At 35.9% G+C, this 26911-nt stretch carries 29 protein-coding genes and 1 riboswitch; of the genes, 16 read left to right on the top strand and 13 right to left on the bottom strand.

Features of this window, described 5'->3' with window-relative positions:
• Positions 1-6: 6 nt before the first annotated feature.
• Both aroQ and RCG20_RS05060 read right to left on the bottom strand, forming a co-directional pair.
• Positions 7-429, bottom strand: coding sequence for a type II 3-dehydroquinate dehydratase (aroQ, locus tag RCG20_RS05055; protein ID WP_308183154.1), 423 nt, complete (start codon positions 427-429; stop codon positions 7-9).
• A gap of 103 nt (positions 430-532) precedes the next feature.
• Positions 533-1030: a YqhR family membrane protein gene (locus tag RCG20_RS05060; RefSeq protein ID WP_308183155.1), complete on the bottom strand. Its 498-nt coding sequence runs from the start codon at positions 1028-1030 to the stop codon at positions 533-535.
• Positions 1031-1261: 231 nt separating this feature from the next.
• Between RCG20_RS05060 and RCG20_RS05065 the strand changes: the two genes are divergently transcribed.
• Together RCG20_RS05065 and RCG20_RS05070 are read left to right on the top strand one after the other, a co-directional pair.
• Positions 1262-2209 (top strand): DUF1385 domain-containing protein, encoded by a 948-nt coding sequence (locus RCG20_RS05065; RefSeq protein ID WP_308183156.1) that lies wholly within the window; start codon positions 1262-1264, stop codon positions 2207-2209.
• 58 nt (positions 2210-2267) lie between these two features.
• On the top strand, positions 2268-2654 hold the full coding sequence (locus tag RCG20_RS05070) for an SA1362 family protein (protein ID WP_308183157.1): 387 nt from the start codon (positions 2268-2270) through the stop codon (positions 2652-2654).
• A gap of 22 nt (positions 2655-2676) precedes the next feature.
• Here the strand turns inward: RCG20_RS05070 and RCG20_RS05075 are convergent, their stop codons facing one another.
• The 3 genes from RCG20_RS05075 to RCG20_RS05085 all read right to left on the bottom strand — a co-directional run bounded on the left by RCG20_RS05075 (position 2677) and on the right by RCG20_RS05085 (position 7722).
• Positions 2677-3561 carry a patatin-like phospholipase family protein gene (locus RCG20_RS05075; RefSeq protein ID WP_308183158.1) on the bottom strand — a complete coding sequence of 295 codons (885 nt, stop codon included), beginning with the start codon at positions 3559-3561 and terminating at the stop codon, positions 2677-2679.
• A gap of 211 nt (positions 3562-3772) precedes the next feature.
• Positions 3773-6331 (bottom strand): vitamin B12-dependent ribonucleotide reductase, encoded by a 2559-nt coding sequence (locus RCG20_RS05080; RefSeq protein WP_308183159.1) that lies wholly within the window; start codon positions 6329-6331, stop codon positions 3773-3775.
• A 554-nt stretch (positions 6332-6885) separates the two neighbouring features.
• On the bottom strand, positions 6886-7722 hold the full coding sequence (locus RCG20_RS05085) for a lipoate--protein ligase family protein (protein ID WP_308183160.1): 837 nt from the start codon (positions 7720-7722) through the stop codon (positions 6886-6888).
• A 201-nt stretch (positions 7723-7923) separates the two neighbouring features.
• On the opposite strand from RCG20_RS05085, the gene RCG20_RS05090 reads away from it, so the two are divergent.
• Entirely contained in the window at positions 7924-8307 is a 384-nt protein-coding gene (locus tag RCG20_RS05090) for a rhodanese-like domain-containing protein (protein ID WP_308183161.1), read from the top strand.
• A 188-nt stretch (positions 8308-8495) separates the two neighbouring features.
• Here the strand turns inward: RCG20_RS05090 and gcvPB are convergent, their stop codons facing one another.
• From gcvPB to gcvT, 3 genes are read right to left on the bottom strand one after another with little or no spacing between them, the layout of a single operon-like run.
• Entirely contained in the window at positions 8496-9956 is a 1461-nt protein-coding gene (gcvPB, locus tag RCG20_RS05095) for an aminomethyl-transferring glycine dehydrogenase subunit GcvPB (RefSeq protein WP_308183162.1), read from the bottom strand.
• The gene (gene gcvPA / locus RCG20_RS05100; RefSeq protein ID WP_308183163.1) at positions 9949-11295 is read right to left on the bottom strand and encodes an aminomethyl-transferring glycine dehydrogenase subunit GcvPA; all 1347 of its coding nucleotides are present in this window, start codon (positions 11293-11295) and stop codon (positions 9949-9951) included. The genes gcvPB and gcvPA overlap by 8 nt, the downstream gene beginning before the upstream one ends.
• 18 nt (positions 11296-11313) lie before the next feature.
• Positions 11314-12420 carry a glycine cleavage system aminomethyltransferase GcvT gene (gene gcvT, locus RCG20_RS05105; protein ID WP_308183164.1) on the bottom strand — a complete coding sequence of 369 codons (1107 nt, stop codon included), beginning with the start codon at positions 12418-12420 and terminating at the stop codon, positions 11314-11316.
• 146 nt (positions 12421-12566) lie between these two features.
• Positions 12567-12657, bottom strand: a riboswitch (glycine riboswitch).
• A gap of 293 nt (positions 12658-12950) precedes the next feature.
• Here gcvT and RCG20_RS05110 point away from each other — a divergent pair.
• The 12 genes from RCG20_RS05110 to RCG20_RS05165 all read left to right on the top strand — a co-directional run bounded on the left by RCG20_RS05110 (position 12951) and on the right by RCG20_RS05165 (position 21626).
• Positions 12951-14621 carry a DEAD/DEAH box helicase gene (locus RCG20_RS05110; RefSeq protein ID WP_308183165.1) on the top strand — a complete coding sequence of 557 codons (1671 nt, stop codon included), beginning with the start codon at positions 12951-12953 and terminating at the stop codon, positions 14619-14621.
• A gap of 145 nt (positions 14622-14766) precedes the next feature.
• Positions 14767-15558: a YqhG family protein gene (locus RCG20_RS05115; protein ID WP_308183166.1), complete on the top strand. Its 792-nt coding sequence runs from the start codon at positions 14767-14769 to the stop codon at positions 15556-15558.
• A gap of 289 nt (positions 15559-15847) precedes the next feature.
• Positions 15848-16930 (top strand): competence type IV pilus ATPase ComGA, encoded by a 1083-nt coding sequence (gene comGA, locus RCG20_RS05120; RefSeq protein ID WP_308183167.1) that lies wholly within the window; start codon positions 15848-15850, stop codon positions 16928-16930.
• Positions 16896-17948 (top strand): competence type IV pilus assembly protein ComGB, encoded by a 1053-nt coding sequence (comGB, locus tag RCG20_RS05125; RefSeq protein WP_308183168.1) that lies wholly within the window; start codon positions 16896-16898, stop codon positions 17946-17948. Before comGA ends, comGB begins: the two co-directional genes overlap by 35 nt.
• Before the next feature lie 109 nt (positions 17949-18057).
• Positions 18058-18375 carry a competence type IV pilus major pilin ComGC gene (comGC, locus tag RCG20_RS05130; protein ID WP_308183169.1) on the top strand — a complete coding sequence of 106 codons (318 nt, stop codon included), beginning with the start codon at positions 18058-18060 and terminating at the stop codon, positions 18373-18375.
• Positions 18375-18815, top strand: a complete 441-nt coding sequence (gene comGD, locus RCG20_RS05135; RefSeq protein ID WP_308183170.1) for a competence type IV pilus minor pilin ComGD — start codon at positions 18375-18377, stop codon at positions 18813-18815. Before comGC ends, comGD begins: the two co-directional genes overlap by 1 nt.
• On the top strand, positions 18799-19137 hold the full coding sequence (locus tag RCG20_RS05140) for a hypothetical protein (RefSeq protein ID WP_308183171.1): 339 nt from the start codon (positions 18799-18801) through the stop codon (positions 19135-19137). The genes comGD and RCG20_RS05140 overlap by 17 nt, the downstream gene beginning before the upstream one ends.
• Positions 19085-19561, top strand: a complete 477-nt coding sequence (gene comGF / locus RCG20_RS05145; protein ID WP_308183172.1) for a competence type IV pilus minor pilin ComGF — start codon at positions 19085-19087, stop codon at positions 19559-19561. The genes RCG20_RS05140 and comGF overlap by 53 nt, the downstream gene beginning before the upstream one ends.
• On the top strand, positions 19558-19944 hold the full coding sequence (gene comGG, locus RCG20_RS05150; protein ID WP_308183173.1) for a competence type IV pilus minor pilin ComGG: 387 nt from the start codon (positions 19558-19560) through the stop codon (positions 19942-19944). Before comGF ends, comGG begins: the two co-directional genes overlap by 4 nt.
• 212 nt (positions 19945-20156) lie before the next feature.
• Positions 20157-20342: a YqzE family protein gene (locus tag RCG20_RS05155; protein WP_308183174.1), complete on the top strand. Its 186-nt coding sequence runs from the start codon at positions 20157-20159 to the stop codon at positions 20340-20342.
• Positions 20343-20600: 258 nt separating this feature from the next.
• A complete protein-coding gene (locus tag RCG20_RS05160; protein WP_308183175.1) occupies positions 20601-21302 on the top strand; it encodes a helix-turn-helix transcriptional regulator in 702 nt (233 codons plus the stop codon).
• An 81-nt stretch (positions 21303-21383) separates the two neighbouring features.
• Positions 21384-21626: a DUF2626 domain-containing protein gene (locus RCG20_RS05165; RefSeq protein WP_308183176.1), complete on the top strand. Its 243-nt coding sequence runs from the start codon at positions 21384-21386 to the stop codon at positions 21624-21626.
• Positions 21627-21674: 48 nt separating this feature from the next.
• Here the strand turns inward: RCG20_RS05165 and RCG20_RS05170 are convergent, their stop codons facing one another.
• Together RCG20_RS05170 and RCG20_RS05175 are read right to left on the bottom strand one after the other, a co-directional pair.
• Positions 21675-22769, bottom strand: a complete 1095-nt coding sequence (locus RCG20_RS05170; RefSeq protein WP_308183177.1) for a class I SAM-dependent methyltransferase — start codon at positions 22767-22769, stop codon at positions 21675-21677.
• Positions 22770-22923: 154 nt separating this feature from the next.
• Positions 22924-23559 (bottom strand): MBL fold metallo-hydrolase, encoded by a 636-nt coding sequence (locus RCG20_RS05175; protein ID WP_308183178.1) that lies wholly within the window; start codon positions 23557-23559, stop codon positions 22924-22926.
• A gap of 201 nt (positions 23560-23760) precedes the next feature.
• Here RCG20_RS05175 and RCG20_RS05180 point away from each other — a divergent pair, with 201 nt between their 5' ends.
• The gene (locus RCG20_RS05180) at positions 23761-23937 is read left to right on the top strand and encodes a DUF2759 domain-containing protein (protein WP_308183179.1); all 177 of its coding nucleotides are present in this window, start codon (positions 23761-23763) and stop codon (positions 23935-23937) included.
• A gap of 46 nt (positions 23938-23983) precedes the next feature.
• Here RCG20_RS05180 and RCG20_RS05185 read toward each other — a convergent pair whose 3' ends face one another.
• From RCG20_RS05185 to RCG20_RS05195, 3 genes are all read right to left on the bottom strand, one after another.
• Entirely contained in the window at positions 23984-24304 is a 321-nt protein-coding gene (locus RCG20_RS05185) for an MTH1187 family thiamine-binding protein (RefSeq protein WP_308183180.1), read from the bottom strand.
• Between the two features lie 208 nt (positions 24305-24512).
• Entirely contained in the window at positions 24513-25670 is a 1158-nt protein-coding gene (locus tag RCG20_RS05190; protein ID WP_308183181.1) for a YqgU-like beta propeller domain-containing protein, read from the bottom strand.
• Positions 25671-25936: 266 nt separating this feature from the next.
• Positions 25937-26827, bottom strand: a complete 891-nt coding sequence (locus RCG20_RS05195) for a M14 family metallopeptidase (RefSeq protein ID WP_308183182.1) — start codon at positions 26825-26827, stop codon at positions 25937-25939.
• Positions 26828-26911: the final 84 nt, after the last annotated feature.

Below are 26911 nucleotides of genomic sequence, written 5' to 3' on the forward strand. Positions count from 1 at the left end.
CCCTTCTCAATCCATTAGGGCATAAAATGCGAGTTCATACCCTTTTATTCCTAAACCAACAATCTGTCCTTTAGTTTCTGGAGCCGTTACTGAAACATGCCGAAATGATTCTCTAGCGTGAATATTTGATATATGTACTTCGATGACAGGTGCCTGAATTGCTGCAATTGCATCACGGATTGCATAACTGTAATGGGTGAAAGCTCCCGGATTAAAAATAACTCCATCGAATTCAAAAGCATCATGTAAGTTATCAATTAGTTCGCCTTCGTGATTTGATTGCCTACAAATTACCTCTATTCCATGTGTTATACCAAGTTGGGTAATTTTGCACTCAATATTTTCTAAGGTGGTTGTACCATATATTTCTGGTTCTCTTTTCCCTAGCAGATTTAAGTTTGGTCCGTTAAGCAACATTATTTTTCTCATATTACCTCTCCCAGGTATTGAGTTTTCATTTTCTTTCTAATCCATTCTTGATAGGCTCATATAAATATTTTATCACATTACCTTATATCCGACTAATATAGTCTTATGTAATTGGTTCATTATCTTGGACAATTACATTTTGAAATTCATAACTGATGGAGTAGCCAATAAAAAGCCCATAAACAATATATATACAAGCTGATGTAATAATTGTATCTCTCGACAATTGTAAAAAAGGACTCATACCTGGAAATAGAGGATTCAAAACAAAGAATACTAACAAGAACAGAACAATTCCATAGCCCACTCCAGGCCAGATGCCTTTAAATTTTTTTAACGTTACATAATAAACAAAGGCAGCTCCTACAGAAAATATCCCTATAAAAATAATCGAAATTACCGTTCCCAACCAATCCTTTTTCCAATCACCAAGGGCCCATGGCTCTAAAATAATAGTAGGTCGAATCTCTGTTAAACTAAACAAATATGCTAAATATCCAATCATAGACCAAAAAACCCCCCCAAATAACCCAGTCCAAAAAACCATTGTTAAGGTGGACATAGGCTTAGGATATCTTCTTTCTTTTATTTCATTTTCCATACAAATACCCCCATCTTCACATTTTGCAAAAAAATTCTAATTAGATAAGATTTTTACTATATTATGTCCAATCAAATACATTCCATTGCATCAAAAAATAGTACATTAATATAAAATGTAAAAAATCTGTTCCTTTCTAGAGGTTTTTTCTTTTTTCGAGTAGAATAAAATAGAGTACATACAGTTTTTTTACTGGTGTGCAACTCTGTTATAGGTTGGTGTATAAATACAATGTCTAATACTCAAAAGCCCGTGTACGGCGGCCAAGCGGTGGTTGAAGGTGTCATGTTTGGCGGAAAGCATCATTATGTTACCGCAGTTCGCAGAAAAGACCACTCAGTGGAATATTTTCATTTACCACGCAAAGCAAATCCTGCTTATTCATTTTATAAAAAAATTCCTTTGCTACGAGGAATTATTTCAATAATTGAAGCAAGTGCCAATGGCTCTAAACATCTAACCTTTTCCACTGAAAGATATGATGTTGATCCTAAAGATGACTCTGTTATCAACGAAAAGGAAGGTTCCAAACTCAGCATGTATTTAGGTGTTGCTGCAATTGGGGTGCTTTCTTTCCTGTTTGGAAAATTTATCTTTACATTGGTTCCAGTTTTCCTTGCCGTTTTAACAAAACCGATTTTCCCAACGGATATTGAACAAGTTTTAGTTGAAGGTTTTTTTAAACTCCTTCTCCTCCTTTCCTATATTTATTTTGTTTCACTAACGCCTTTAATTAAAAGGGTGTTCCAATATCATGGTGCGGAGCATAAAGTAATTAACACGTTTGAAGCCGGAAAAAAACTTACCATAGAAAATGTTCAGGCACATTCCCGACTTCACTATCGTTGTGGGAGCAGTTTTATTCTGTTCACAGTCATTGTTGGCGTTTTTGTTTACATGCTTGTTCCAACTACCCCACTTTGGTTAAGGGTTGTAGACAGAATTGCACTAATCCCTGTCGTACTTGGAATTGCCTTTGAAGTACTTCAACTCACGAACAAAGTAAGAAATGTACCATTATTAAAATACTTAGGTCTTCCTGGTTTGTGGCTTCAACTTTTAACAACGAAAGAACCAGATAATGACCAAGTAGAGGTAGCCATTCTTTCGTTCCAAGAGTTGCTTCATATGGAAGATGAAACAATGAAAGAAAACAACAATACTGAAGAAATTGTCTAATTCTTACTATTTTCTGCGTTTAAAACCATTAAAAAATGCTTAAGATGCTTTTAGGGAGGTGGCTTTCTTGAATAATCGGACATCATTATTTGTCATCGGTGGAATTATCATTTTTGCTATTATCGGTATTATAGGTATGTTCTTAGCAAACCCAACCGGTTTCCTTCAAAGAATAGCTGTCATTGCATTGATTGGCATTGCCATTTACTTTATCGCCCGACTAATCACTAAAGCTAATCCACAGAAACGAGAGCAGCGAGCATTTCTGAGAGCGGCAAAAAAATCAAAAAAACGATTACAGCAAAAAAGTGGAGATCCTCATGTTCGGAGCGCTTCGCAAACAACATTAACAACCTTAAAAAGAAGTACAAAAAAGAAATCACCTGTACATCTAACTGTCATTGATGGGAAAAAAGGGAAAAAGAAAAATCGAGCGTCATTTTAGACGTTCGATTTTTCTTTTTTGTTTAATAACACCACGAAGAGAAAAATTGCTTTGCACAATCCTTTCCAAGCTGAAGTAGTGCATGCTTCTTCTCATCAGTCAGTTGAAATTCCGTTGCTAAAACTCCTTCAGTAGGAATGAAAATTATGTTTTTAGCATGTTTTTTGGAAATGTACCTTGCATCATGCGCATCTTTCATTGTTTCAAAAAGAGCTGCAAATAATTGAATAGCATTGCGTATTTCATGCTTTTTATGCTCATATTCACTATGGCTAAGCTTTATACCAAGAACGGGTCTCGTTTTTTGTTCATTTTCATTATCAAATAGCCACATAGGAAAATTACTTAACACACCACCATCAACTAGGATGTTTACTCCATCAATTGATCGCATCTTTACGGGTTCAAAAAAATAAGGAATACTACAACTCATCCTGATTGCTTTTGCTATTGAAAATGAATCAGGTGAAATGCCGTATTTAACTAGATCATCTGGTAAAACCACCATCTGGCCGTTAGACAAATCAGAAGCAATAACTCGAAGTGTTTGAGGTGGAAGATCAGAAAAAGTTTTTAACCCCTTTACTTCTAATTTTTCTTTTATCCATTTTTCAAGTTCATTTCCTTTATATAATCCCAGCTTCCAATAAACAAACAACCACTTTGCAAACGGTAAAGGAATTAATGATTTTCTAGCATCAAGCAATTTTGATAAATCTAATTCATCCAAAAGCTTGGAAATTTCTTCACTTGTGTAACCAGCAATTATTAACGCTGCAACGATCGAGCCTGCACTTGTTCCAGCAACCCTTTCAAATTGAAAGCCTCTTTTTTCAATTTCCTCATAGGCACCGACAAGTGCCAACCCTTTGATTCCACCTCCCGAAAAAACACCATCGATTTTCATTGTAGCCACCTCCATTGATGTTCATTGATACATCTTTAAGCAGAAGCTGTGTAAAATAGTACGGTGGACGAGATAAATTTTTTAGGTAGAATAGTGAATCATGGTTTTCAGAAAAAAAAGAACAACTCCCCCTATAAAAGAACTAAAAAAAGAGCGAGGGGAACCCCCTCGCTCTTTACATTCATTTTATCAAAAAGGTAAGTAAACTATTTTATAAACCACATCTTAACTGTGCACCACAGTTTGTACATGTATTACAGCCGCCAATTTCCTTAACTTTTCCTTTGCGGCATACAGGACAGGTATTACCAATTTCGGAGCCAATGGTGACATCTGTTGACCTAAGATCACTAATTGTATCGACAAGAACGACGTGTTGTTTTGATTTCCCTTTTACAGTAAATGATTCATCTACTTTGTTTTCTTCAGCCTTTAGAGTAAGAACCTGAGAATCACGTGATCCATCAACATAAACGGTTCCGCCTTTGGCACCACCGCGATAAAGACGTTGATATACTTTTTCAACCTGCTCTACGCTATATCCTTTTTGTGCATTAACAGTTTTGCTTATCGAACTGTCAATCCAGCGTTGGATGATGCATTGGACGTCAGCATGTGCTTCAGGAGATAGTTCCATTGCTGCAACGAACCAGTTTGGTAAATTTTCTGGATCAGCTTCGGGATGCTTGTCAAGATATTCTTGAACAATATCCGCTTTTACTTCAATAAACTTCCCTAAGCGTCCACTGCGGAAATAAGAGAATGAGAAATAAGGTTCTAATCCTGTCGAAACTCCCACCATTGTTCCCGTACTTCCAGTTGGAGCAACAGTTAGTAAATGAGAATTCCTAATCCCACTTTCTAAAATAGACTGACGAATTTCTTCAGGCATTTTTTTCATAAATCCTGTATTAATGAAATTCGTTCTTAAACGATTTGTATCTTCCAGAGTTTCACCATTTAGGAATGGAAAACTTCCTTTTTCGTTTGCTAATTCGACAGAAGTTCTATAGGCAGTAGTGGCAATTGTCTCAAAAACTTTATCAACAAGGCTGTTGCCTTCTTCTGAGCCGTATTCTGTCTCACAATAAATTAATAGATCATGAAGGCCCATTACACCAAGACCAACTCTACGTTCGCCTAACGCCTGCTTTTTGTTTTCCTCAAGGAAGTATGGAGTAGCGTTTATAACATTATCCTGCATGCGAACTCCAACTGCTACTGTCTGCTGTAATTTTTCAAAATCAATTGTCTTCGTTTCTTTGTTAGCCATTTCTGCAAGGTTAACGGCAGCAAGGTTACAAACTGAAAATGGTGCGAGAGGTTGTTCTCCACAAGGGTTTGTCGCAACAACCTTTTGCCCATACGCCTTAGCATTGGTCATGTCATTAGCGTTATCAATAAAGAAGATACCTGGTTCTGCTGAGTACGTTGCACAGATATTGATTAAGTTCCATAGTTCTTTCGCTTGAATCTTTTTATAAACGCGCACCTTGTGGCCTAATTTCTCCCACTCACGTACATCTCCGACTTTATGCCATTCTTCGTTATAAATTTTCATTTCCTCATGGTCATAACTTTCCACATGTGGGAAGCGAAGCTCATATTCACCGTCATTTTCAACAGCTTCCATAAACTCTTTTGTTAAACAAACGGAAATGTTTGCACCAGTAAGAAACTCTGAATTATGGACACTAAAGTTACCGCCAACTTCGAGCTTTTCTTCGGCATCAGCAATAATCTTTTCATTAAATCCGCCTAAACCAGGAATAGTCTTAAAATTCACAATTCCTTGGTACATTGCCTTTTCCTGCTCTGTTAGAGGCGTAAACTTTAATTTATCCTTTGCAAGCCTTTTTATGGTTTCATCGCTTGTATTTTCAATTAAAAAACGTAATATTCTCGGATTTTGCATTTTTGAAATGATAAATTCAATAATGTCAGGATGCCAATCCGTCAGCATAATCATTTGAGCCCCTCTACGGGATCCACCTTGCTCAACTAAATGTGTCAATTTTGCAATATCATCCAACCATGAAACAGATCCTGATGATTTTCCGTTTACACCTTTTGCTAGTGTATTACGAGGGCGCAATGTAGAACCATTTGTTCCTACTCCACCACCACGGCTCATGATTTCCATCACTTGTTTGCGGTGGTCTGATATTCCTTCCCGCGAATCAGCCACAAACGGCATAACATAACAGTTAAAGTAGGTAACATCAGTTTCCGCACCTGCTCCATACAAAACACGTCCAGCAGGTATAAAATTCAGATTTACAAGCTCTTGATAAAACTTTTCAAACCATTCTTTGCGCTTTTCTTCCGTTTCCTCAACGGAAGCTAAGCCTTTCGCATTTCGTTTAGCAATTTGTTCATAAAAAAGTTCTAGAGGTTTTTCAATTACATCTAGAGAACGAGAAATCATTCCAGTACTTGTTTCAATCGGGTCATCGAGTACTCCTCTAAACTCTTCTTCCACTAAAACCTTGGCCCTTTTCTTTTCCCAATCAATCTCCATGATGTAGCCAAGTCCACGGGCTGGGAATTTTGGATCCTCTTTTATTGTTAAAACAACGAAGTCACCAATTGTGAGAGTAATTTTTTCAGTGTCTTTAAATGTGTATCGGTCCAACATGACCAAACGTGATACACCCTTGTGAGTTAATTTCATATCCGGGGTGACAGGGTGCACTTGGGGAAACAAGCGGATATCTTCGTTTAACCTTTGAAAATCAATATTCAGTTTTTGTCTTAAAGCAACAGACATGAGAACAGCTCCTTCAAATCTTATCTTTTAAGTTTAATTGAATTCTAATAGATTAGTTGCTAGATCTAGTTGAAATTAATATCATAACGTTATCACAGATACTCCTAAAAAATCAATATATAGTGCTAATAATATTTTCGACACCACTATATATTGTAGTTGAGATAATAAATAAAAAAAATGTCAAACGACAAATAAACTAGAATCTAAAGCAATTTAAAGATTTCATTTGATTTTCAGCATAAAACGAGCAATTTTAACAAATTTCACAGGTTGCACTTTTCATTTCTAGGAGAAATGGCTTATATCCAATTTTTAGCTAAAGAAAACTCGCTGATTGGCGAGCCCCTAAGGGCGATGACAGAAGCGTAGTTGCCCTTATGCGCTAGCAGAATTTATGGATATGAATTCTTGCTTAGCTAAAGAAAACTCGCTGATTGGCGGGCCTCTAAGGGCGATGACAGAAGCGTAGTTGCCCTTGGGGCTCGTAGAATTTATGGATATATAAATTCTGCTTAGCCAAAAAAAAGGTGGCATATGCCACCTTTTACCGTTTATCTTTTTAAATTCCACTCATCATTTTCATATCGTTCTTTGGCAATTTTTTGAACATACAATAGCTCATCAGCTGTTAACTCATACGGTTGTAGTTCAATATTTAATCCTTCTGCAAAGCCTTTATAAAAAGCTTCTTTAGCTTCTCCGAGCGTGACTTTTCTCGGGCTAATATCATTAATTGCCACCGCTTTACTCTTAAACGCCTTTTTCATTCGTTCTTTTACTCTTTCATTTGGATATTTAAATAGACTAAATAACTTGTCTTCATCTAAATCCAAGAGTATAGATCCATGTTGTAAGATAACACCTTTTTGTCTTGTTTGAGCACTGCCTGCCACTTTCCGACCTTCTACTACAAGTTCATACCAGCTTGGGGCATCAAAACAAACTGCAGACCGAGGATTTTTTAAAGCTTCCCGTTCCTCTAAAGTTTTCGGCTCAGCAAAATAGGCTTCAAGGCCTAGATTATGAAACCCTTTTAATATTCCTTCTGAAATGACACGATATGCCTCTGTAACAGACTTTGGCATCTCTGGATGTTCCTCATATACGATGACACTATATGTAAGCTCGTGTTCGTGAAGAACTCCGCGTCCTCCCGTTGGCCTACGGACAAATCCTAGTTGGTTGTCTTCAACGGCTTGCAAATCAATTTCTTTTTCAACCTGTTGAAAATACCCAATGGATAATGTGGCAGGATTCCAGCCGTAGAAACGGATTACAGGGGGGATTTTCCCTTCACTATGCCAATCAAGTAATGCTTCATCTAATGCCATATTGAAAGATGGGGAGCCATTTCCAGAATCGATAAAACGCCAAACTTCTTTCGTCATTTTAAGCCCTCATTTTTAAATTATATAGGTCATTAATGCGATTTAAGTCTACCAAATTCCAGAGGAAAAAAAAAGAAAGATGTTTTCCAAAAAAAATTATTGGACAAAATTAAATAATTTTTGCAAAGTTCCTTTACTCTTTAAACGAATGACTTATATAATGAAAATAGTGAGTCATCGCTTGAAAGGAGCAAGAGAAATTTGAATCCACTATATTCACTACTAATCATTATCGTCGCATATGCCCTCTATACCACTTTTAATTGGTTTTACCAACGAAAAATTGTTAAAACCATCAAAGAAGAGGAATTCCGTGCAGGTTATAGGAAGGCACAATTAATTGATGTTCGTGAGCCAAAAGAGTTTGACGCCGGACATATACTTGGATCAAGGAATATTCCTATGTCCCAGATGAAATTGCGCATGAAAGAAATCCGTTCAGATTTACCCGTTTACTTATATTGTCAGAGCGGGATGCGTAGCGGACGTGCTGCCCAATTCTTGTATCGAAGAGGCTATAGAGACCTTACTCAACTTCAAGGTGGTTTCAAAGGCTGGACAGGGAAAATAAGAACCAAAAAATAATAAAATTAAAAGCATATGCGTGGCACAGCCATAAATGCTGTGGACTCTCACAAGATGCATAAAGGTTGATTATTCGAGATAATACTGGGTTATATCGATTATTCCTGTCTTTTCTCAATACTCAAGATATAAAGGTCTGATTAGCTAAAGAAAGAGCTCATTCAATTTTGAATGAGCTCTTTCTTTTATTAATTTTTTTGATATCTCAATATTGGTTTACGTGCAGCTGTAGTTTCGTCTAATCGGCCCACAACAGTTGTATGTGGTGCTTCTTGTACGACTTCAGGGTTTTCTTCTGCCTCTTTTGCAATTTTAATCATGATATCAATAAAAGAATCTAAAGTTTCTTTTGATTCTGTTTCCGTTGGCTCAATCATTATACATTCCTCAACAATAAGTGGGAAGTAAATGGTTGGCGGATGGTAGCCAAAATCTAAAAGTCGTTTAGCAATATCAAGGGTACGAACACCTAACTTTTTCTGACGGCGCCCACTAAGTACAAATTCATGCTTACAATGACGATCAAATGGAAGTTCGTAGTACTCTTCTAATCTTCTCATCATATAGTTAGCGTTCAATACGGCATGCTCTGTTACATCCCTTAAACCATCTGGACCCATAGATCGAATGTATGTGTATGCACGGACATTGATTCCAAAGTTACCATAATAAGGTTTGACGCGACCAATTGATTGAGGACGGTTATAATCAAGCACATATTCCTCTTCGTTCTTTGTGATCACTGGCTTTGGAAGGAATGGAATAAGATCTGCTTTTACACCAACAGGGCCTGAACCAGGGCCTCCACCACCGTGAGGGCCAGTAAATGTTTTGTGCAAGTTCAAATGTACAACATCAAATCCCATGTCGCCAGGACGTGCCTTCGACATAACTGCATTTAAGTTAGCACCATCATAATAAACCTTTCCACCAGCAGCATGGATAATCTCTGTCACCTGCAGAATATTTTCTTCAAACAAGCCCACTGTATTCGGGTTGGTCAACATTAATGCGGCTGTGTCTTCGCCCACAACTCTCTTTAAATCTTCAAGGTCAACTAGGCCCTTCTCTGTTGATTTCACCGTAATGGTTTCAAATCCTGCAATTGTTGCTGAAGCTGGGTTAGTTCCATGAGCGGAGTCAGGTACAATAACTTTTGTACGCTTAACATCTCCGTTTGCTTCATGGTATGCACGAATCAACATTAATCCAGTCCATTCGCCATGAGCACCAGCAGCAGGCTGTAGGGTCACTTCATCCATTCCAGTGATCTCAATTAAATGCTGTTGTAAATCGTATAAAAGCTCAAGAGCACCTTGGGTAGAACTATCATCCTGAAGTGGATGTAAGTGTGCAAAACCATTAAAGCGAGCCACGTTTTCATTGATTTTTGGATTGTATTTCATAGTACATGAGCCTAATGGGTAGAAGCCCGAATCAAGGCCATGATTCCTATTTGAAAGGCCCGTATAATGGCGCATAATATCCAGTTCAGAAACTTCAGGAAGATCAGGCTCGTCAACTCGTAAATATCCTTCAGGAAGTAAGCTTAATACGTCAACTTCCGGCACATCCATTTCTGGAAGACTAAATCCGATTCGGCCTGGTTTACTTAGTTCAAAAATAAGCGGCTGGTCTTGATTATGCATGTAAATCCCCCAATTCTTTCACTAGAGTATCGATTTCTTCCTTCGTTCTAAGCTCCGTTACAGCCACCAACATATGGTTAGCTAAATCAGAATAGTCGCGCCCTAGGTCATAACCACCAATAATACCTTGTTTAAGCAATGCCTTGTTTACTTCTTTTACTGGTTTTTTCAAGTTAATAACAAATTCATTAAAAGAAGGGCCGTCATTAACAACTTCAATTCCAACTTCATTAAAGGCTTTTTTTGCATATTGCGCTTTTTGAAGATTGGCAACTGCCATGTCTTTAACACCTTTTTTACCAAGTGCTGTCATGGCTACAGATGCTGCAAGTGCAACTAACGCCTGGTTTGAACAAATATTAGATGTCGCTTTCTCGCGACGAATATGCTGTTCACGAGCTTGCAAAGTTAAAACAAATCCACGACGTCCCTGATCATCTGTTGTTTGACCGATAAGACGACCCGGAACTTTTCTTACCAATTTGTTTGATACTGCAAAGAAACCACAATGTGGACCACCAAAAGCCGTTGGAATACCAAAAGGTTGTGCGTCTCCAACTACAATATCAGCGTTAAATTTGCCTGGAGGTGTTAAAACCCCTAGTGCTAAAGGATTGCTTGAAACAACAAACATAGCTTTATTTGCATGAATGATTTCTTCAAAATCTTTTAATGGCTCAATTCGGCCAAAAAAGTTGGGATATTGAACGATTACGGCAGCAATTTCATCAGTTGCTAAAGCTTTTAAGGCATCGATATCAGTCACACCATCTTTAACTGGCACTTCAATTACTTCAATATTTTGCCCTTTTGCATACGTTTTGAGCACTTCTTTATACTCAGGATGTACAGCATTAGAAATCAACACTTTATTCCTTCTTGTATGACCAGCACTTAACATTGCAGCTTCTGCAATTGCTGTTCCGCCGTCGTACATAGAGGAGTTTGCTACATCCATTCCTGTTAATTCACAAATCATTGTTTGAAATTCAAAAATAGCTTGAAGCTCTCCTTGGGAGATTTCGGGCTGGTATGGTGTATAAGCTGTATAAAATTCTGAACGAGAAATAACATGATCAACAATGATTGGCATGTAATGGTCATAAACACCTGCACCAAGGAAACATGTATTTCTTTTTAAATCAGCATTACGATCAGCCATAATAGTTAATTCTTTCATTAAAGCAGATTCAGATTTTGCTGGTTTAATGTTGTAATCACCTTTGAACTTTACTTTTTCTGGGATATCATTGAAAAGTTCATCGATAGAGGATACACCAATTGCTTCAAGCATTGTTCTCTTATCTTCTTCAGTTACTGGTAAATAGCGATGATTCATAGCCTTTTCTCCCTTCTATTACTTCTTTTCTCTTTTATAAAAAGGTGTTGAACTAACTCTGGCTTTTACCTTTTTACCACGAATCTCCACTTCCACTTCTTGATCAAGGACAGCATATGCTGCTGGAAGAAGAGCAAGCCCAATATTTCTCTTTGATGTAGGCGATTGTGTACCAGTTGTAACTTCACCGATTTGTTCCTCACCACTAAATACAAGGTAACCATGACGAGGAATTCCCCGGTCAATCATTTCGATTCCAACTATTTTTCTTTGTAAGCCATTTTCTTTTTGCTGTATTAATGCTTCTTTTCCGATAAAATCAGATTCTTTTCCTAATTTAACTGCAAAGCCCATTCCTGCTTCAAGCGGCGAAATTGTTGCTGACAATTCTTGACCATAAAGAGGTAGGTTAGCTTCGAAACGAAGTGTATCACGCGCTCCAAGACCACATGCGATAACGCCTTCTTCTTTTCCTGCTTCTAAAATTTCTTCCCAAAGAGCAACAGCATCTTTTGGATCGCAATAAATTTCAAAGCCATCTTCACCAGTATATCCAGTTCTTGAAACAAGAGCTTTTTTACCATTTAAATTAACTTCAGTTTGGAATTTAAAGAAGCCAATTTCGCTTAAATCCGTTTCCCCTGCAAGCTTTTGAAGTACACCTTCGGCTGCTGGTCCCTGAAGGGCAAGTTGTGCTGTATTTTCAGATATATTTTTAATTTGAACATTGCCTTCTAAATGGTCTTCGAGCCATTTATAGTCTTTATCAATATTAGAAGCATTTATTACGAGTAAGTAGTGTTCATCCTCAATTTTATATACAAGGAGGTCATCAACTGTACCGCCATTTTCGTAGCACATTATGTTGTATTGAGCCCCACCATTTTTTAATTTTGAAACATCATTTGAAACCATTTTTTGAATGTATTTCAAGCTGTCTGGGCCTTTAACGTCAACCTCACCCATATGAGAGACATCAAACAATCCTGCTTTTGTTCGGACCGCTTCGTGCTCCTCTTTTATACTGGAAAATTGGACCGGTAACTCCCAACCACCAAAATCAACTGTTTTTCCCCCAAAATCTTTATAAACCTCAAATAGTGGAGTCCGTTTTAAATCTGTCATTAATATTCCTCCTCACTTTTTCATAAAAAAAGACAGAAACCTCCCTTAAACTAAAGAAGGTCTCTGTCCTTGCACCTGAGAGTTTACCTGAAACGGTTTTCCCCTTTGGTGGCTTCCACTAACTAGTGAAGCTCTCTCCAGAGTCGCGTCAAACAAGAGTACTTTTGCCTGAGAGATTCACAGGTTATCTGCTTGCTCCTTCGGCGCTACAAATGTAGTCTCTCCCCTTGTAATCATTCGCATATATAATATTTTCCAAATTGGTAATACTAAACCAAACTAAGCAGAAATATACCACCATCAAAAGATGAAAAATACTACCTAATTGATCAAACGAAAAACAATATTTGAAACTTTCAATTTCGCTATTATCGTACCACTAAATCTATAGATAGAGCAATACATTTATAAGAATATTGGAAGCGTATTCAAAAATATTTATTGTTTATTCCTAAAAATTCATATTTTTTAACGCGTTTAAAATTAGCAGAATATACTTTCTAATTCTAAAACGAAAAGGAGTTGAAACCATGTCTGTCCAAATTGAATTCGATTTCACTTGGCAGGATGAATTCTTACATCGAATTGACCATGATGGACCTTGGGGGGACTGGGAACTTTTTAAACTTGCAATAGGTGTTGAAAAGCATCTAGTAGTCCCCGAATTTATGGGTCTAATGGCCCCAAATTATTTACCACACTTAACACCGCTCCCGCATCAGCTGGAAACAGCCAAACAAGTAATTGAAAGTATGAACGGTAAGGCAATCCTGGCAGATGAGGTGGGACTAGGTAAAACGATTGAAGCAGGTTTAATTTTAAAAGAATATATGATCCGCGGACTTGTAAAGAAAGTATTGATCCTTGTGCCAGCTTCACTAGTAACACAATGGGCAATGGAGTTGAATTCAAAATTTTTTATTCCTGCAATTACTCAAAGAAAAAGCTATGTATGGGAACAATATGATGTAGTTGTATCATCAATAGATACGGCAAAACGGAACCCACACCGAGAAATCATCTATAAACAAGACTATGACTTAATTATTATTGATGAAGCACATAAATTAAAAAATAATAAAACAAAAAACTACGAATTTGTCCAAAATCTTAAAAAGAAATTTTGTTTATTGTTAACTGCTACCCCTATTCAAAATCGTGTTGAAGAAATCTTTAACCTTGTCTCTCTTTTAAAGCCAGGACACCTAGGCAGTGAAACAGCTTTCTATGAAAAATACAAGCGTGATTCTCGCACTTTAAATGGTGATGAACACTTAAAAGAACTTGTGAATAAGGTGATGATTCGCAATCGCCGGACTGATACAGGAATTGAATGGACAAAAAGGCAAGTCGAGACTATCCCAATTGAATTTTCAAATGAAGAAAAGGAATTATATAAAGAGATAACAGATTTACGAAATGAAAGTGAATGGGTCCAATCAAGCGCCTTTTCGGTGATGACACTACAGCGAGAAGCGTGCAGTAGCAGAGAAGCCGTTTATTACACACTAAAAAACATGCTGAAAAAAAGAGAGAATCCTTCTGTTGCCTTTCAGGAGCAAATACAGTATTTAATTTCCAAGGTTGAGGCAGTTAACCAAAATTCAAAAGCAAAAAAGGCAATAGAGTTAATACAAAAAGTGAATGACAAAGTTATTATTTTTACGGAATATAGGGCAACACAACTTTATTTACAATGGTTTTTAAAACAGCACGGTATCACATCTGTCCCTTTCCGTGGAGGATTTAAGCGTGGGAAAAAGGATTGGATGCGCGAACTCTTTCAAAAACAAGCACAAGTTTTAATTGCTACTGAGGCTGGTGGTGAAGGAATAAACCTACAATTTTGCCACAATATTATTAATTTTGATTTACCATGGAATCCTATGAGACTTGAGCAACGAATTGGAAGAATTCATCGCCTTGGCCAGGATAAGGATGTCATGATTTACAATTTTGCAATTAAAAATACTGTCGAGGAACATATTTTGAAAATTTTATATGAAAAAATTGATTTATTTCAAAAAGTCATTGGTGAGCTTGACGATATTCTTACAAAGCTTGAATTCGGTAATATTGAAGATCACTTAATTGATATTTTCGGCGGATCGACTTCGGAAGGTGAAATGCGCATTAAGATGGACAACCTAACATCAATGATAGAATTCGCCAATGGCCTAAAAAAAGTGGAAGCGCCTTGATCAGCTGCGGTTAGCTGCTAATGGTCCTGACAATGAGGACATTCTTGGACTCATTATCAGGACTAAAGCAACCATGGAATAACGGACTTTTGGTTATTCCCTCGGGAGGCTAGGTGCTGAAGCTAAACAAAGAGGGGTGATTCATATGCAGCAAAATGAAATTCATAGTTTCCTTGAAAAATACTTTTATGCCAATGAATGTGAAGTGATTGAAAATGAACCTGGGTATTTAACCGTTCAGTTAACCATTGAACTTGACAAAGAACTGATGAACCGTCCTTTTTACTGGCATTATTTAGAAAAAACAGGTGGGACTCCCAACCCAATGAAACTCACTTTTATTACTGACAGACAGGCTGCACCTGACTCAATAAAAGGTGAAGCAATATACTTTGGCTCACCACGCCTTCATCAAATTTTTCAATCAACTAAAACTCTTGCCGGATATATCAGACTCTATGAAGATCATAGTAATAAAGACAAACAAACTCCTTTACTTCCATGGCTTTGTTTAAATGTTAAAATATCTTATCAATGTGACCGAAAACGTGACATATTTAAAACAATCGGTTTACAGATGATTAATGGAAAAATGGTTGAAAATTTTCACGATTTATTATTAAAAATACCATTAACACCAAAAATCCCTGATTACTCTTTTACATTATCCCCTTTGATTAAGCCCCAAAGTGGGATATCAAGAATTGAAAATTACCTTAGATCAATCATCGAGAACGACAACCATACATGGGCAGATGATGCTAGAAATCGTTGGAATAAGGATTTATCTTTGCTAAACCATTTTTACGAGAATGATGAAGATAAAAATGAAAGCTATGAAATTGAAAAACAAGCCCTTCAAGAGCAATATGAACCGAAGATTCTTATTTCATTTATTAATGGCGGATTATTCTATTTGACCGATAAAGCAATCTAAAGAAAACTCGTCGATTGGCAAGCCCCTAAGGGCGATGACAGAGACGTAGTTGCACTTATGCGCTAGCAGAATTTATGGGAATAAATTCTGATTAGCTAAAGAAAACTCGTCGATTGGCAAGCCCCTAATGGCGATGATTAGACGTGGTTGCACTTATGCGCTAGCAGAATTATTTATAGATGTAAATTTTGATTTTAACCAAGAAAAAAATTCCCTTTATTTTTTTTAAAAAAAATAAAGGGAAACCTGTGTTTTTGTCGAATATTGCAAATAAATAAATAGAAAGGCGGTGTTTTTTATTGTAAGTGCTATTGAAATATTAGCAGATCGAATTATTTCAGATGCAGCACGAAACCAAGCAACAGATATTCATATAGTTCCCAGGAAAAAGGACACACTTATCCAGCTCCGGATAACAAACATGTTAGTTCCTCGGCTAACTTTGCCAAAAGACGAATGTGACAGATTGATCTCCCATTTTAAATTCACAGCAAATATGGATATCGGAGAAAGAAGGCGCCCCCAAAGTGGTGCAATCGTTAGTGAAGTGAACGGAAATTTATTGAGCCTTAGGCTTTCTACTCTTCCATCTAACAATCGAGAAAGCCTCGTGATCCGACTCTTACCACAACAAGAACAGATTCCTTTCCACCAGCTCTCACTATTCCCTGCAATAACCCGAAAATTACTTGCCCTCTTAAAACATGCCCATGGTTTAATCATACTAACAGGCCCAACCGGTAGCGGAAAATCGACTACTCTTTACTCTCTTCTAAATGAAACAGCACACCTATTTCATCGCAATATCATTACTCTTGAAGATCCCATCGAAAAAAATTATGATTCTGTCCTGCAGGTCCAAGTAAACGAAAAAGCAGGGGTTACCTATGCTGCCGGATTAAAAGCGATCCTTCGACACGATCCAGATATTATAATGGTTGGAGAAATAAGAGATGCTGAGACAGCTAAAATTGCTGTAAGAGCAGCACTTACTGGGCATTTAGTATTATCAACAATGCATACAAGAGATGCAAAGGGTGCAGTTTTTCGCCTTCACGAATTTGGGGTCGATTGGCTTGAGGTAGAACAAACACTAATCGCCGTGACAGCACAACGATTAGTTGAACTTACATGCCCTTATTGCCTAGAACACTGTTCACCACACTGTTATTCAATCGGGAATTGGAAAAGAGCAAGCGTTTTCGAGATTTTATCAGGGAGAAACTTAAGTTCTATTATGAAAGCAGCAAAAGGCGAAAAGGTAGGAACAGACTATCAGTTATTAAAAGACGTAATTCGGAAAGGAATTGCGCTCGGTTACATTAAAGAGACTGAATATGAACGGCTTGTTTATGATGAAGAAACATCGTAGTTGGCCAATAATAGAACAAGTTCACTTTTTAAGAAGAATGGGAGAATTACTTGTACGTGGCTATCCAATTGCAGCAGCTATTGAATCACTTTCGATTCAGATGAAACCAACTCGCAAAAAGGAATTGAAGGAGTGCTTGATTGATTTAAAAAAGGGGCTTTCCTTTCATGATGGATTAGCCAATCTTGGATTCCATGAAGATTTAGTCGGATATGTCTTTTTTGCGGAACAACATGGTAGTTTTGCAGAGGCTCTTTTGGAAGGAAGTAGTTTGGTTTTAAAAAAAGATCAGGATAAGCAAAAATTAGTAAAATTACTCCAATACCCTACACTATTAATTTTTATTACTGGATTTTTATTTATTTTTGTCGAAAAAACACTGCTTCCTCGATTTACAACCCTTTTTAAAACAATGAATCTAGAGGAGAATCTTTTCACAAAAATAGTTTACGCATTCGGGCGATTTTTTCCGTTACTTTTAATCATCCTGATTATTACCCTCTCCCTCACTGCAATCTATTATTTCATGTTTTTTCGTAAAGCCTCTATTTTACAACAAAAGATCAAGTTAGTTCGCATTCCCCTTCTTGGCCATATCCTTAAGCTAATGTATACCCATTATTTTTCAGTTCAACTTAGTTTCTTATTAACAGGAGGGCTGTCTGTCTCTGAAGCGTTAAGAATTTTTGAGTCGTACCAAAAACAGCCCTTTTACAGTCGAATAGGCAAGGAGGTCAGATTAAAGCTTGTAACAGGCGACAAGTTTGAATCAATAATAAAAATTTTTCCCTTCTTCGAGAAGGAGTTTGCCACCATTGTTAAACACGGCCAAGAAAACGGGAAACTAGAACAAGAATTATATTTTTATAGTAGACACTGTATAACTAGCGTGGAGGAAATTATTGAAAAAAGCTTAAAAGTCATTCAGCCAATACTGTATTTATTTATAGGAATTCTTGTTGTATCAATGTATTTAGCTATTTTATTACCAATGTTTCATCTCATGGATGGGATTTAAAGCAAAAGGTTTATTAAATAATATTATTGAAAAAAACGATTTTTGGCGTATGTCACGACGGTGACACACGCCAAAAATCAACTTAGATTGAAAATACGGAGGTTATAAAGTGAAAAACGAAAATGGATTTACATTGATTGAAATGATGATTGTGATGTTGATTATTTCTGTATTATTGATCATTACAATTCCAAATGTAACTAAACATAGTGCAAATATTAATAATAAAGGATGTCAGGCTTTTGTTGATATGGTACAAGCACAGGTCCAATCGTATCAAATAGAAAATAATAAATTTCCAACTGTATCGGATTTAAAGGAAGCCAAGTATATTAATAATGACAAATGCCCGGATGGAACAAAAGTTGTCACAATTGATTCCAATGGAATCGTGTCAACCGATCCACCTATGCAAAGCACACCATAATGAAAACTTCTCAACAAGGCTTTACATTAATTGAGTCTTTATTAGTTCTTTCAATCTTTTTAATTATTTCCTCAGTTACTATCTTCTCTGTAAAACCCCAGTACGAACGAACGAATAGCGAAGCATTTCTTACACAACTTCAAGCAGATTTATTTTATGCACAGCAATACGCCATTTCACACCAGAAGGAAATAAGCATTAACTTCATACCAGATCAACACTATTATTACATTCGTGATCGTTATGACCTTCCCCTAGTTGTTGAAAGACATTATTCACAGACTGTTTTCGTTTCTCCCGGTTCACTACCGTTATATTTCAAATTTTTACCCGATGGTAATGCTAGTAAATTCGGTAGTATCTATATAAAGTGCGGAAGTAAGCATTTTCGATTAACCGTTTTACTAGGAATGGGGCGGTTTTATGTTATTGAAGAATAAGGGCTTCTTTTTAATTGATCTGCTTTTATCGCTATCTGCATTACTCATGCTAAGCCTCTTCTTTATTCCTTCATTAATTGATTTGAAAAATCAAGCATGGCGGCAGGAAATTGAAAACCAATCTTATCAAATTTTATATGAAGAACTTCAAATATTGAGCATAAATGGACAAGTTTCTTCTCTAAATCCTATTTTAAAAAATGGAATTGCGTATCAAATTAATTTGAAAGATGCTGATACTTTTGGCCAAAAGGAGGTGTGTGTAAAGGTTGAGAATAATTCTTTTTATGGTGAAGAAGAGGTTTGTGGTCTATCTGAATGATCGTGCCTTTACACTTATTGATACACTATTTGCATTTTCCATTTTTATTATTATAATCTTTTTTATTTCCCCTGTTTTTCAGCTTATGTTAAACAACAGGGATATATTGGGAAGATTACAGGTAATGGAGTGGGAAGTTTTCTCGAGCCAAATTAAAAAGGAGATTCACGGGAGCCAGAACGCTGTGGTGGTGGGCGGAAATTTAGTATTATCAGAAGACACCGAAACAATTGTTTATGAAAAATACAACAACATTCTAAGAAGGCGCGTTAATAATTCAGGTCATGAAGTTGTGTTGCAAAATGTTTCTGAAGTAACCTTCACTCTTTTAAATAATGCAGTAAGGGTTTCCTTGAAGAGTTTAAATGGGAAAGAGTATTCAATAACGATTTACTCATTTCTCGAATGGAAGACCTCAGCATGATAAAGAGTGAGCAAGGTTTTACCTATCCATTAACATTATCAATTTTAATGATTTTTCTAGTCTTCTACTCCATTAGGGTCGAACAACTTCTTATTGAAAGGAAAATGAACCAAGAAACAAAAAAAATCGAAAAACAAGAATACTATATGCTCTCATCCACTAAGAAAATTGAAAAGTTACTTCACGATGGGCAGCCTATCCAACAATACAGTACATTTACCTATAAATATGGAATAGTAAATGTTTTGACGAATATTCCTATTGGAAATATTCAAAAGATTACTTTTACCCTACATCTTGATTCTGGAGAAGTTTCAGAGGGTATAGGGTATTTTGATATAAATTTTAAAAAGATAGTGCAATGGGAAGAAAAAGTTAAATAATATAAAGAAAACTCGCCAATTGGCGAGCCCCTAAGGACGATGATTAGGCGTAGTTGCACTTATGCGCTAGCAGAATTTATGGATATATAGCTCTAAACAACTGGTACTTGAGGCATTATTACTATTGTAGGTACCCTGGAAAAATAAATAATTGTTTGAAATACTAAATCTCGGGAATACTTGTTAATGAATGAAAAAAGGCAGGTATATTCATGAAAACAAATGATTATGTGAAATATATAATACAAACCTTTGTTAGGTATATTGATCAACCGAAAGAAGAACGAAAAAGGATAAAACAGGAGCGAAAACAGTCAAAAGCATCTTTTTGGTATCGCTGGTTCGGAATCCTCCCTTATCTCCTTTATTCAGAGGTAAATCGAAGAAAAAATAGATGAAGACTAAAATGGCCTAATCCATTGAACCACAATATATTGTCCTTATTTGGATATATAGTGTGGTTTAGGGTTAGGTTTTTACATTGTTATTAACGTGGTTATATAGTAAAATGGTAGAAACTAACTATTCCCTGTTAATAAACATCTGAATTGTGAACATTTTCTAAACATACTGTGTTAACATTGTTAACCTCGTTCCCTTGTTTTAAGGGCTGTATTATAATGAAGTAAATTATGGGGGTTTGAGGTGAATTAGAGATGGAACAAACATTAAAAATAACAAACGTTTTATCAGATCCAACACGGTATTACATTTATCAATACATTACTAAACGTCATCAAGAAGTAACAGTTCAAGAAGTGGCTGATAATTTTAGTATCCATCCAAATGTTGCAAGGCTTCATCTATCAAAGTTAGAAGATGTAAATATGCTAGCTTCTGAAACTAAGAAGACTGGTAAGGGCGGAAGGCCAAGTAGATTATATCGCCTTTCCGATGATGTCATTCAGTTACATTTCCCATTCCGTGATTATATGCTCCTTTCAAAGGTAGCTATTCAAACAATGCTTTCGCTTGGGGAAGATGGTAAGAAAGCGCTCTATTTAACAGGGAAACGTTTTGGAATCGAATTGGTTGAACAGGAAATGTCAAGAAAGTCACTACAAGGACAGGAACTAGAATTCGATCAAAAATTAACTATATTAAAAGCCGCTGCAACGCTTGCTGGTTTCTATCCAGAATTCGAAACGAATGGTGACAAATCCAAAATTTATTTTCAAATCTTTAACTGTCCTTTTAAAGAAGTTGCTCAGGATCATACAGATGCTGTATGCAGCATGCATTATCAGTTCCTTAAAGGTATGTTTGAAGCACTATTTAATTCAGTTGAACTAGTTGAAAGTGAAAACATCATTTCTGGATGTGAAACTTGCTCATACCATGCACTTGTCACAAACTAATATTAATCTGTTATTTACATTTCAAATGCTTTTATCTTATAATGTTGTTGTAATAGGTGTAGGGTAGAAGGAGGGACACATATGGATCGAATGTTTAGAGTATTGGGATTCTGGACTGGCATTTTTACGGTTATGTTCTTTTTAGGGGACATGCCAAAAACATCAATGCTTTTTCTAGCCCAAACTGGAGTTTTTGTTTTACTAAGTTATTTGAAACTTTCTGAACGTATGTATATGTATGTATTCGGAGCATATTTAACTATTTTCTTCGCCGGCTTTACATATTATACTAATTTCTTAATGCCATTAGGCGGAGGACATTAAATTCAAGTGTTTTAGAAAAACGCCGAGATCATCTCGGCGTTTTTTCTTTTACTGTTCAAACAGATCTTTCACATTTTTCTGTTCCAAACCTTTTTGTTGGATTAGTACATGAAATGAAGAGCTCATACCTGAGGGCATGATCAAACTGCGGATTGCCCTATTGCGCTTACTTACTTCTGAAAAAGGGTTAGAGTCAAAATGGTTCTCAAGCTCTGTTAATATTCCTGTTTTTAATAAAAATTCATCTTGTCTTAATTTTGTCACAAAATTTAAATTTAATTGTTCCCCTCTTTCGATCAACCAATCAAAGTGAATATGGGAGGTAATATCCATCTCCCCAGGGTTTTTTAACACATTATCAATCATTTTATGTTGAGAATAACCCCTAAGGCTTCCTCTTACTCGAGATGGTTCCATCCATTCTTTCTTTGTATATCCATAATCAACAGTAACTACTAACCCCTTAAGTAAAGTATTAGATATTTTCTGGAGCATATCTCCCATATTAATTGGGATTTCCATCCTCTGCTTTTCTTTCAAATTGATCTCATTCTCTAGTAAAAATTGCGAAATTTTTTTGTTTGTTAACCGTACCTTCTCCTCAAACAATTCTTCATTGTTTATACCAATCATTATTTCATAAATTTCTCCCTCATGTTTCTCAATTACATGTACAGGCAAGGCATCAAAAAGTTCATTGGAAAAAATAATTCCCTCGAAGTTAGTAAGATCATCTACTGTTTCTATTTGTTTAACTGAAAAATTCGGATTTAATAATTCACTTTGCAATTTAAGATGGTATGGACTACTTTCAACAATAATGTAAGTTAGCGGTGTTTTTACTGATTCGTTCCATTCTTGTAAAAACGCCTTTGCGAAACGACCATTTCCTGCTCCAATTTCACAAATTGCTGGCGTTAGCTGGTTTTTTTCGTATATGCTTGCAAACCACTTTGCAAGCGTTCTTCCGAATATGTCCGAGACATTACTTGTTGTTATAAAATCACCGCGTGGGCCAATTTTCTCGTTATTTTTCATGTAATAGCCTAATTCAGGGCAATATAGTGCTGCACCAATATAATCTGCATAGGAAATTAACTTTGTAGGTGAATTTGTAATTAAACTTTTTAAATAGTTAATCATTTTTTCTCCTTTTTACATTAACACTATTGACATAGTGTTAATTCTATTGTATTTTATAGATAGTAGCTTAACTATCTCCCCTCCCCATTGAATAATTGATATTACCCCTTAGAAAGAACCTTCTCTTAATTGAGAAGGTTTTTTCTATTATTCTTTAAAATCCATTTAGAAAAGGATTGCTATCCATTTCTTCAATAATTGTTGTAGTAGGCCCATGTCCAGGTAGGACGACGGTTTCTTCAGGCATAGTTAAAAGTTTGTCATGGATGCTAGCAAGCAGTTGAGCATTATTGCCTTTCTTCAAATCTGTACGGCCAATACTACCTTTAAATAGTACATCACCAGAAACAACAAATCCTTCATTTTGAAAATAGTAGGAGACACTTCCAGGTGAATGCCCCGGTGTTTCAATTATGGAAAATGTAAAGTCCCCCATTATTTTTTGCTCTTCTTTTGTCAAAAGAACATCTGCAGGATTAATTCGAAGTAAACTTTTAGACGTGAAATACTGGGATCCGTTTAAAGATGGATTAGACAGCCAATCTTCCTCAAATTCATGAATATAAACTGGAATTTTATAATTAGCCCTAATTTCATCAACCGCACCTATATGATCAAAATGAGCATGAGTTAAGAAAATAGCACATGGTTGTAAATTTTTTTTTGTAAGCCATCTAATGAGTCTTTTTCCTTCGCTTCCTGGATCAAAAATAATACAAGACCCTTCTGTATTTTCAATTATGTAACAATTAGTTTGCATTACTCCTAAAGGGATTTGAGACCATTTCATCCCTACACCTCCGCTTAATTATTCTTATTAATTTTACACAATAAAAAAATTTGATAAAGACAATTCTTCACATTTTTGCCCTCGACAAATGAAAAAAAAAAATATAAAATGGTTAAAGAATATATATACTATACTTACATAACAATCATTTGTAAATTTCAGGATTTCACCTGATAATCTTTCGTTAAGGGGGCTATTTTTATGGGACTAGTCATTATTTTTGCATTAATAGTAATTCTTGCAGCGTTCAGTACTTTTCGTTCACTTAAGAGTAAAAATTTCTTAGCCACGTTTTGGAGTGCGGCTACTTTTCTAGTTTTCGGTTGGTTTGTTGTCATGACTTTATTGCATAATGGAATTCCTACAGGCACACACTAATAAAACTAAAAGATAGAACAATAAAAGACTGCATAAAGCAGTCTTTTTATTGTTCTTTTAAAAGATCCAAAACTCTTTCAACTTTTTCTTCCATTTTTCGATTTGCAATATCTCTTCGATCATCAATTCGAATTGTTGTTGCAACCCGTTGAATTCCCTCATTAAACGGTACTTCATGCATGGCTTGAATTACTTCAAACAACATAGGTAGTTCGCCTTCAATAATCGTGTTCATTGGTGTTAGTTGGAAGCGAATTTTCCCTTCACTCTCATATTTTCTTAAAACCTTTTGGACACTTGCAACAAACTTACTTACACTAGGAGATTCCGTTCCAAGGGGTATCACCGTTACATCTACAATAGCCATATATTTTCACCTTCATTAATCAACATTTTAGTTACAATACTCATTTTAACATAAATAGGTTGCTAAAGAAAACTTGCTGATTGGCGAGCCCCTAAGGGCGATGACAGAAGCGTAGTTGCCCTTATGCGCGAGCAGAATTTATGGATATAAATTCTGATTAGCTAAAGAAAACTTGCTGATTGGCAAATAAAAAGAATGAGCTTTCGCTTCATTCTTTTACAAGTTTAAGTATTTTTTTTGCTTTTATATCAATTAACTTTTCAAATCGTCCCCCATATAAACAGGCATCTCCAGAGGGCGAACAGCTAAGAGGTTCATTTTTTAATCCCTCTAATAGTACGTTACTTTTCCGACTCTTAAAAGGATATGAAACCAGTTGAAAGCCATCGGAGTAGGTATCTGCTTCTGTACTTCTTAAAGGACGGAAGGTAAGGAACTGTTGTTTTCTTTCGTTAAAATCATAAAATGGAACAAGCCAATCTGAAAACTTGGTAAGTTGTGGAAGTGAAAAGGAAAAAACAGAATGATATTTGTGATCAAAAAATGTATAAATTGCATTTGTCTTTTCCTGCTCACTTACTGTAATCGTCATAATAAAATTTTTAGTTGTTGAAAATTGATACACCTTTGGAAAGGCAATGCTTTCTTTGGAATTTACTAATTTATTAATAGTAAGCGGGGCAAATAACGCCTGATTGGTTTGATTCCAATTTATATATGCAACTGAGTTTTTGCCAACCCACTTAACAAATGGCTGCGGTAAAGATAAATCTGTCAACCTTTTCTGTTCAACATCAAGCTGGAAGACTTTAAACGTCCAATCTTCATTAAATTTTGAGATTAGGATTTTAGATTCATTATAGGGATTCCACTCAAATTCCAATTCAAAAGAAGCTAGCGTTTGGTTCCAAATCAGCTTTCCCTTTGTATTAATAACAGTAACAATCGCTTGATATGTTGAAGGCGAAGATTGAATTAATATATTTTTTTTTGCTGGACTAATGACTGCTGTGACAATTGGATGTTCGCTTTTATATAGTAACTTACTATGGCCAGAAGAAAGACTATAACTATACAAATTAGAGGTTTGCTCTTGATTAGTAATGTAAATAATCTGATCATTGGAAAGCCATCCAACGACTTTAAAAAACTCTCCTTCTGGAATCGAAATAGGCAAACGAGAATTTTGTCCGGTAAAATTATGGGAAGGCATATGTTTTTGCACATCAGCATTCCGCTTTGTGGTATGCACCTTAGAACTATCTGATAACGAACATGCATTTAAAAGGAATATTAAAATGAAAATGATAAACACTTGTAAAGCAAAATATTGTCTATTCCATTTTTGCCCTACCACAAGTTTCACTTTCAATTCCCCCCTAAATCTTTTCACATAATAGTACGTATTTTCCTGATAAAAGTTTCAACGAAGGAAAAAAGTACAAACCAAGAAAAGTGCAGTGATAATTGCCACCACTTCCTTGTAAAAAATTATCACTTTTCCTTAGTTAACAAAGAAAAAGCCGTAATCCTCCGGCTTTCTAATAAAGAAATACTATTGGCGACTTCTTATTTTATAGGCAATAAACTGATATTACAAGTGTTTAAATGCTTTACGTGAAAATTTTTTAGCTATAAATAAAGAGCAGCTAAAAAAAGCATTTCTGCGCTTTTTACTATTTTAGTGAATTGGGATAAAGGTAAAGGATTTATCCCCTTTCCGAGCTCAATTGTAAAGCCTGGGCGCTTAAATTCCTGTATAAACCAGTCCTTAAATCCTGCATGACTATCTATATACTGAATGGCTTTATAACCACTTACCTGTTCCAACCTTTTCGCCATTATCGCTGATTCTGGAGGTTCAAATCCTTCGTATCCCCAATAAAATTCCTCTCCCTGAGTGTGAAAGGCTAATATATAATCAAAATGATTATTTCTTACCAAGTTAGCCATTGCAATTGCCTCTGGCTCTGATAAAGGGACATTTCCTGGATAGTCCCTTAAAGATGGCTTATCAGGTGCTTGCCCGTTTTCTTTGACAGCCTCCCATTTCGCTGGAAATTGTTTATTCAAATCTACACCACGAATGTTTGCTTTCCAATGTATGAAATCACCACTGTCATTATTGATTTTCATAATCTCTTCTTTATATTCAAGTGGTGGACCGTTTAGGACTAAATCAACCCCGTCAGGATTAACCATAGGAACAACTGATAATTCTACATTTTCATAAAAAAATTTTGCATCAAAATCTTGGATGGCAGATTCAGTTTTAAAAGAGAGCAAATAGCTATTTAGCAAACTCATCAACGTCATTGTAGTAATCCATTCATTGGCATGGAAAGAAGCATTCATATGGATTTTTTTCGTACCTTTTCCAATTTTAATTTCATGGATCGGCTTACCTAAAACACTATTGCCAATTGATCCAATTGATATAAATGGATATGTTTTTTTCATATTTGCAATTGTAGCATCAAGCCACTTCGAGTCATAAGTAAAACTGCTATTAAAAATCTCCATCTTCCCCCTCCTCGTAAAATACATATGATAAAAAAAGGAAAAGATGATCTGCTTAGCAAACAATAAAAGCTTGCATATGCTGCA

It is taken from the genome of Neobacillus sp. PS3-40, from assembly GCF_030915485.1.
Classification (GTDB): Bacteria; Bacillota; Bacilli; order Bacillales; family Cytobacillaceae; genus JAUZPL01.

Bases quoted from the DNA above. Each gene is read 5' to 3' on its own strand.
- aroQ (WP_308183154.1), bottom strand. From the start codon at position 429: ATGAGAAAAATAATGTTGCTTAACGGACCAAACTTAAATCTGCTAGGG.
- RCG20_RS05060 (WP_308183155.1), bottom strand. From the start codon at position 1,030: ATGGAAAATGAAATAAAAGAAAGAAGATATCCTAAGCCTATGTCCACC.
- RCG20_RS05065 (WP_308183156.1), top strand. From the start codon at position 1,262: ATGTCTAATACTCAAAAGCCCGTGTACGGCGGCCAAGCGGTGGTTGAA.
- RCG20_RS05075 (WP_308183158.1), bottom strand. From the start codon at position 3,561: ATGAAAATCGATGGTGTTTTTTCGGGAGGTGGAATCAAAGGGTTGGCA.
- RCG20_RS05080 (WP_308183159.1), bottom strand. From the start codon at position 6,331: ATGTCTGTTGCTTTAAGACAAAAACTGAATATTGATTTTCAAAGGTTA.
- RCG20_RS05085 (WP_308183160.1), bottom strand. From the start codon at position 7,722: ATGACGAAAGAAGTTTGGCGTTTTATCGATTCTGGAAATGGCTCCCCA.
- gcvPB (WP_308183162.1), bottom strand. From the start codon at position 9,956: ATGCATAATCAAGACCAGCCGCTTATTTTTGAACTAAGTAAACCAGGC.
- gcvPA (WP_308183163.1), bottom strand. From the start codon at position 11,295: ATGAATCATCGCTATTTACCAGTAACTGAAGAAGATAAGAGAACAATG.
- gcvT (WP_308183164.1), bottom strand. From the start codon at position 12,420: ATGACAGATTTAAAACGGACTCCACTATTTGAGGTTTATAAAGATTTT.
- RCG20_RS05110 (WP_308183165.1), top strand. From the start codon at position 12,951: ATGTCTGTCCAAATTGAATTCGATTTCACTTGGCAGGATGAATTCTTA.
- RCG20_RS05115 (WP_308183166.1), top strand. From the start codon at position 14,767: ATGCAGCAAAATGAAATTCATAGTTTCCTTGAAAAATACTTTTATGCC.
- comGB (WP_308183168.1), top strand. From the start codon at position 16,896: ATGAACGGCTTGTTTATGATGAAGAAACATCGTAGTTGGCCAATAATA.
- comGD (WP_308183170.1), top strand. From the start codon at position 18,375: ATGAAAACTTCTCAACAAGGCTTTACATTAATTGAGTCTTTATTAGTT.
- RCG20_RS05140 (WP_308183171.1), top strand. From the start codon at position 18,799: ATGTTATTGAAGAATAAGGGCTTCTTTTTAATTGATCTGCTTTTATCG.
- comGG (WP_308183173.1), top strand. From the start codon at position 19,558: ATGATAAAGAGTGAGCAAGGTTTTACCTATCCATTAACATTATCAATT.
- RCG20_RS05155 (WP_308183174.1), top strand. From the start codon at position 20,157: ATGAAAACAAATGATTATGTGAAATATATAATACAAACCTTTGTTAGG.
- RCG20_RS05160 (WP_308183175.1), top strand. From the start codon at position 20,601: ATGGAACAAACATTAAAAATAACAAACGTTTTATCAGATCCAACACGG.
- RCG20_RS05165 (WP_308183176.1), top strand. From the start codon at position 21,384: ATGGATCGAATGTTTAGAGTATTGGGATTCTGGACTGGCATTTTTACG.
- RCG20_RS05170 (WP_308183177.1), bottom strand. From the start codon at position 22,769: ATGATTAACTATTTAAAAAGTTTAATTACAAATTCACCTACAAAGTTA.
- RCG20_RS05175 (WP_308183178.1), bottom strand. From the start codon at position 23,559: ATGAAATGGTCTCAAATCCCTTTAGGAGTAATGCAAACTAATTGTTAC.
- RCG20_RS05180 (WP_308183179.1), top strand. From the start codon at position 23,761: ATGGGACTAGTCATTATTTTTGCATTAATAGTAATTCTTGCAGCGTTC.
- RCG20_RS05185 (WP_308183180.1), bottom strand. From the start codon at position 24,304: ATGGCTATTGTAGATGTAACGGTGATACCCCTTGGAACGGAATCTCCT.
- RCG20_RS05195 (WP_308183182.1), bottom strand. From the start codon at position 26,827: ATGGAGATTTTTAATAGCAGTTTTACTTATGACTCGAAGTGGCTTGAT.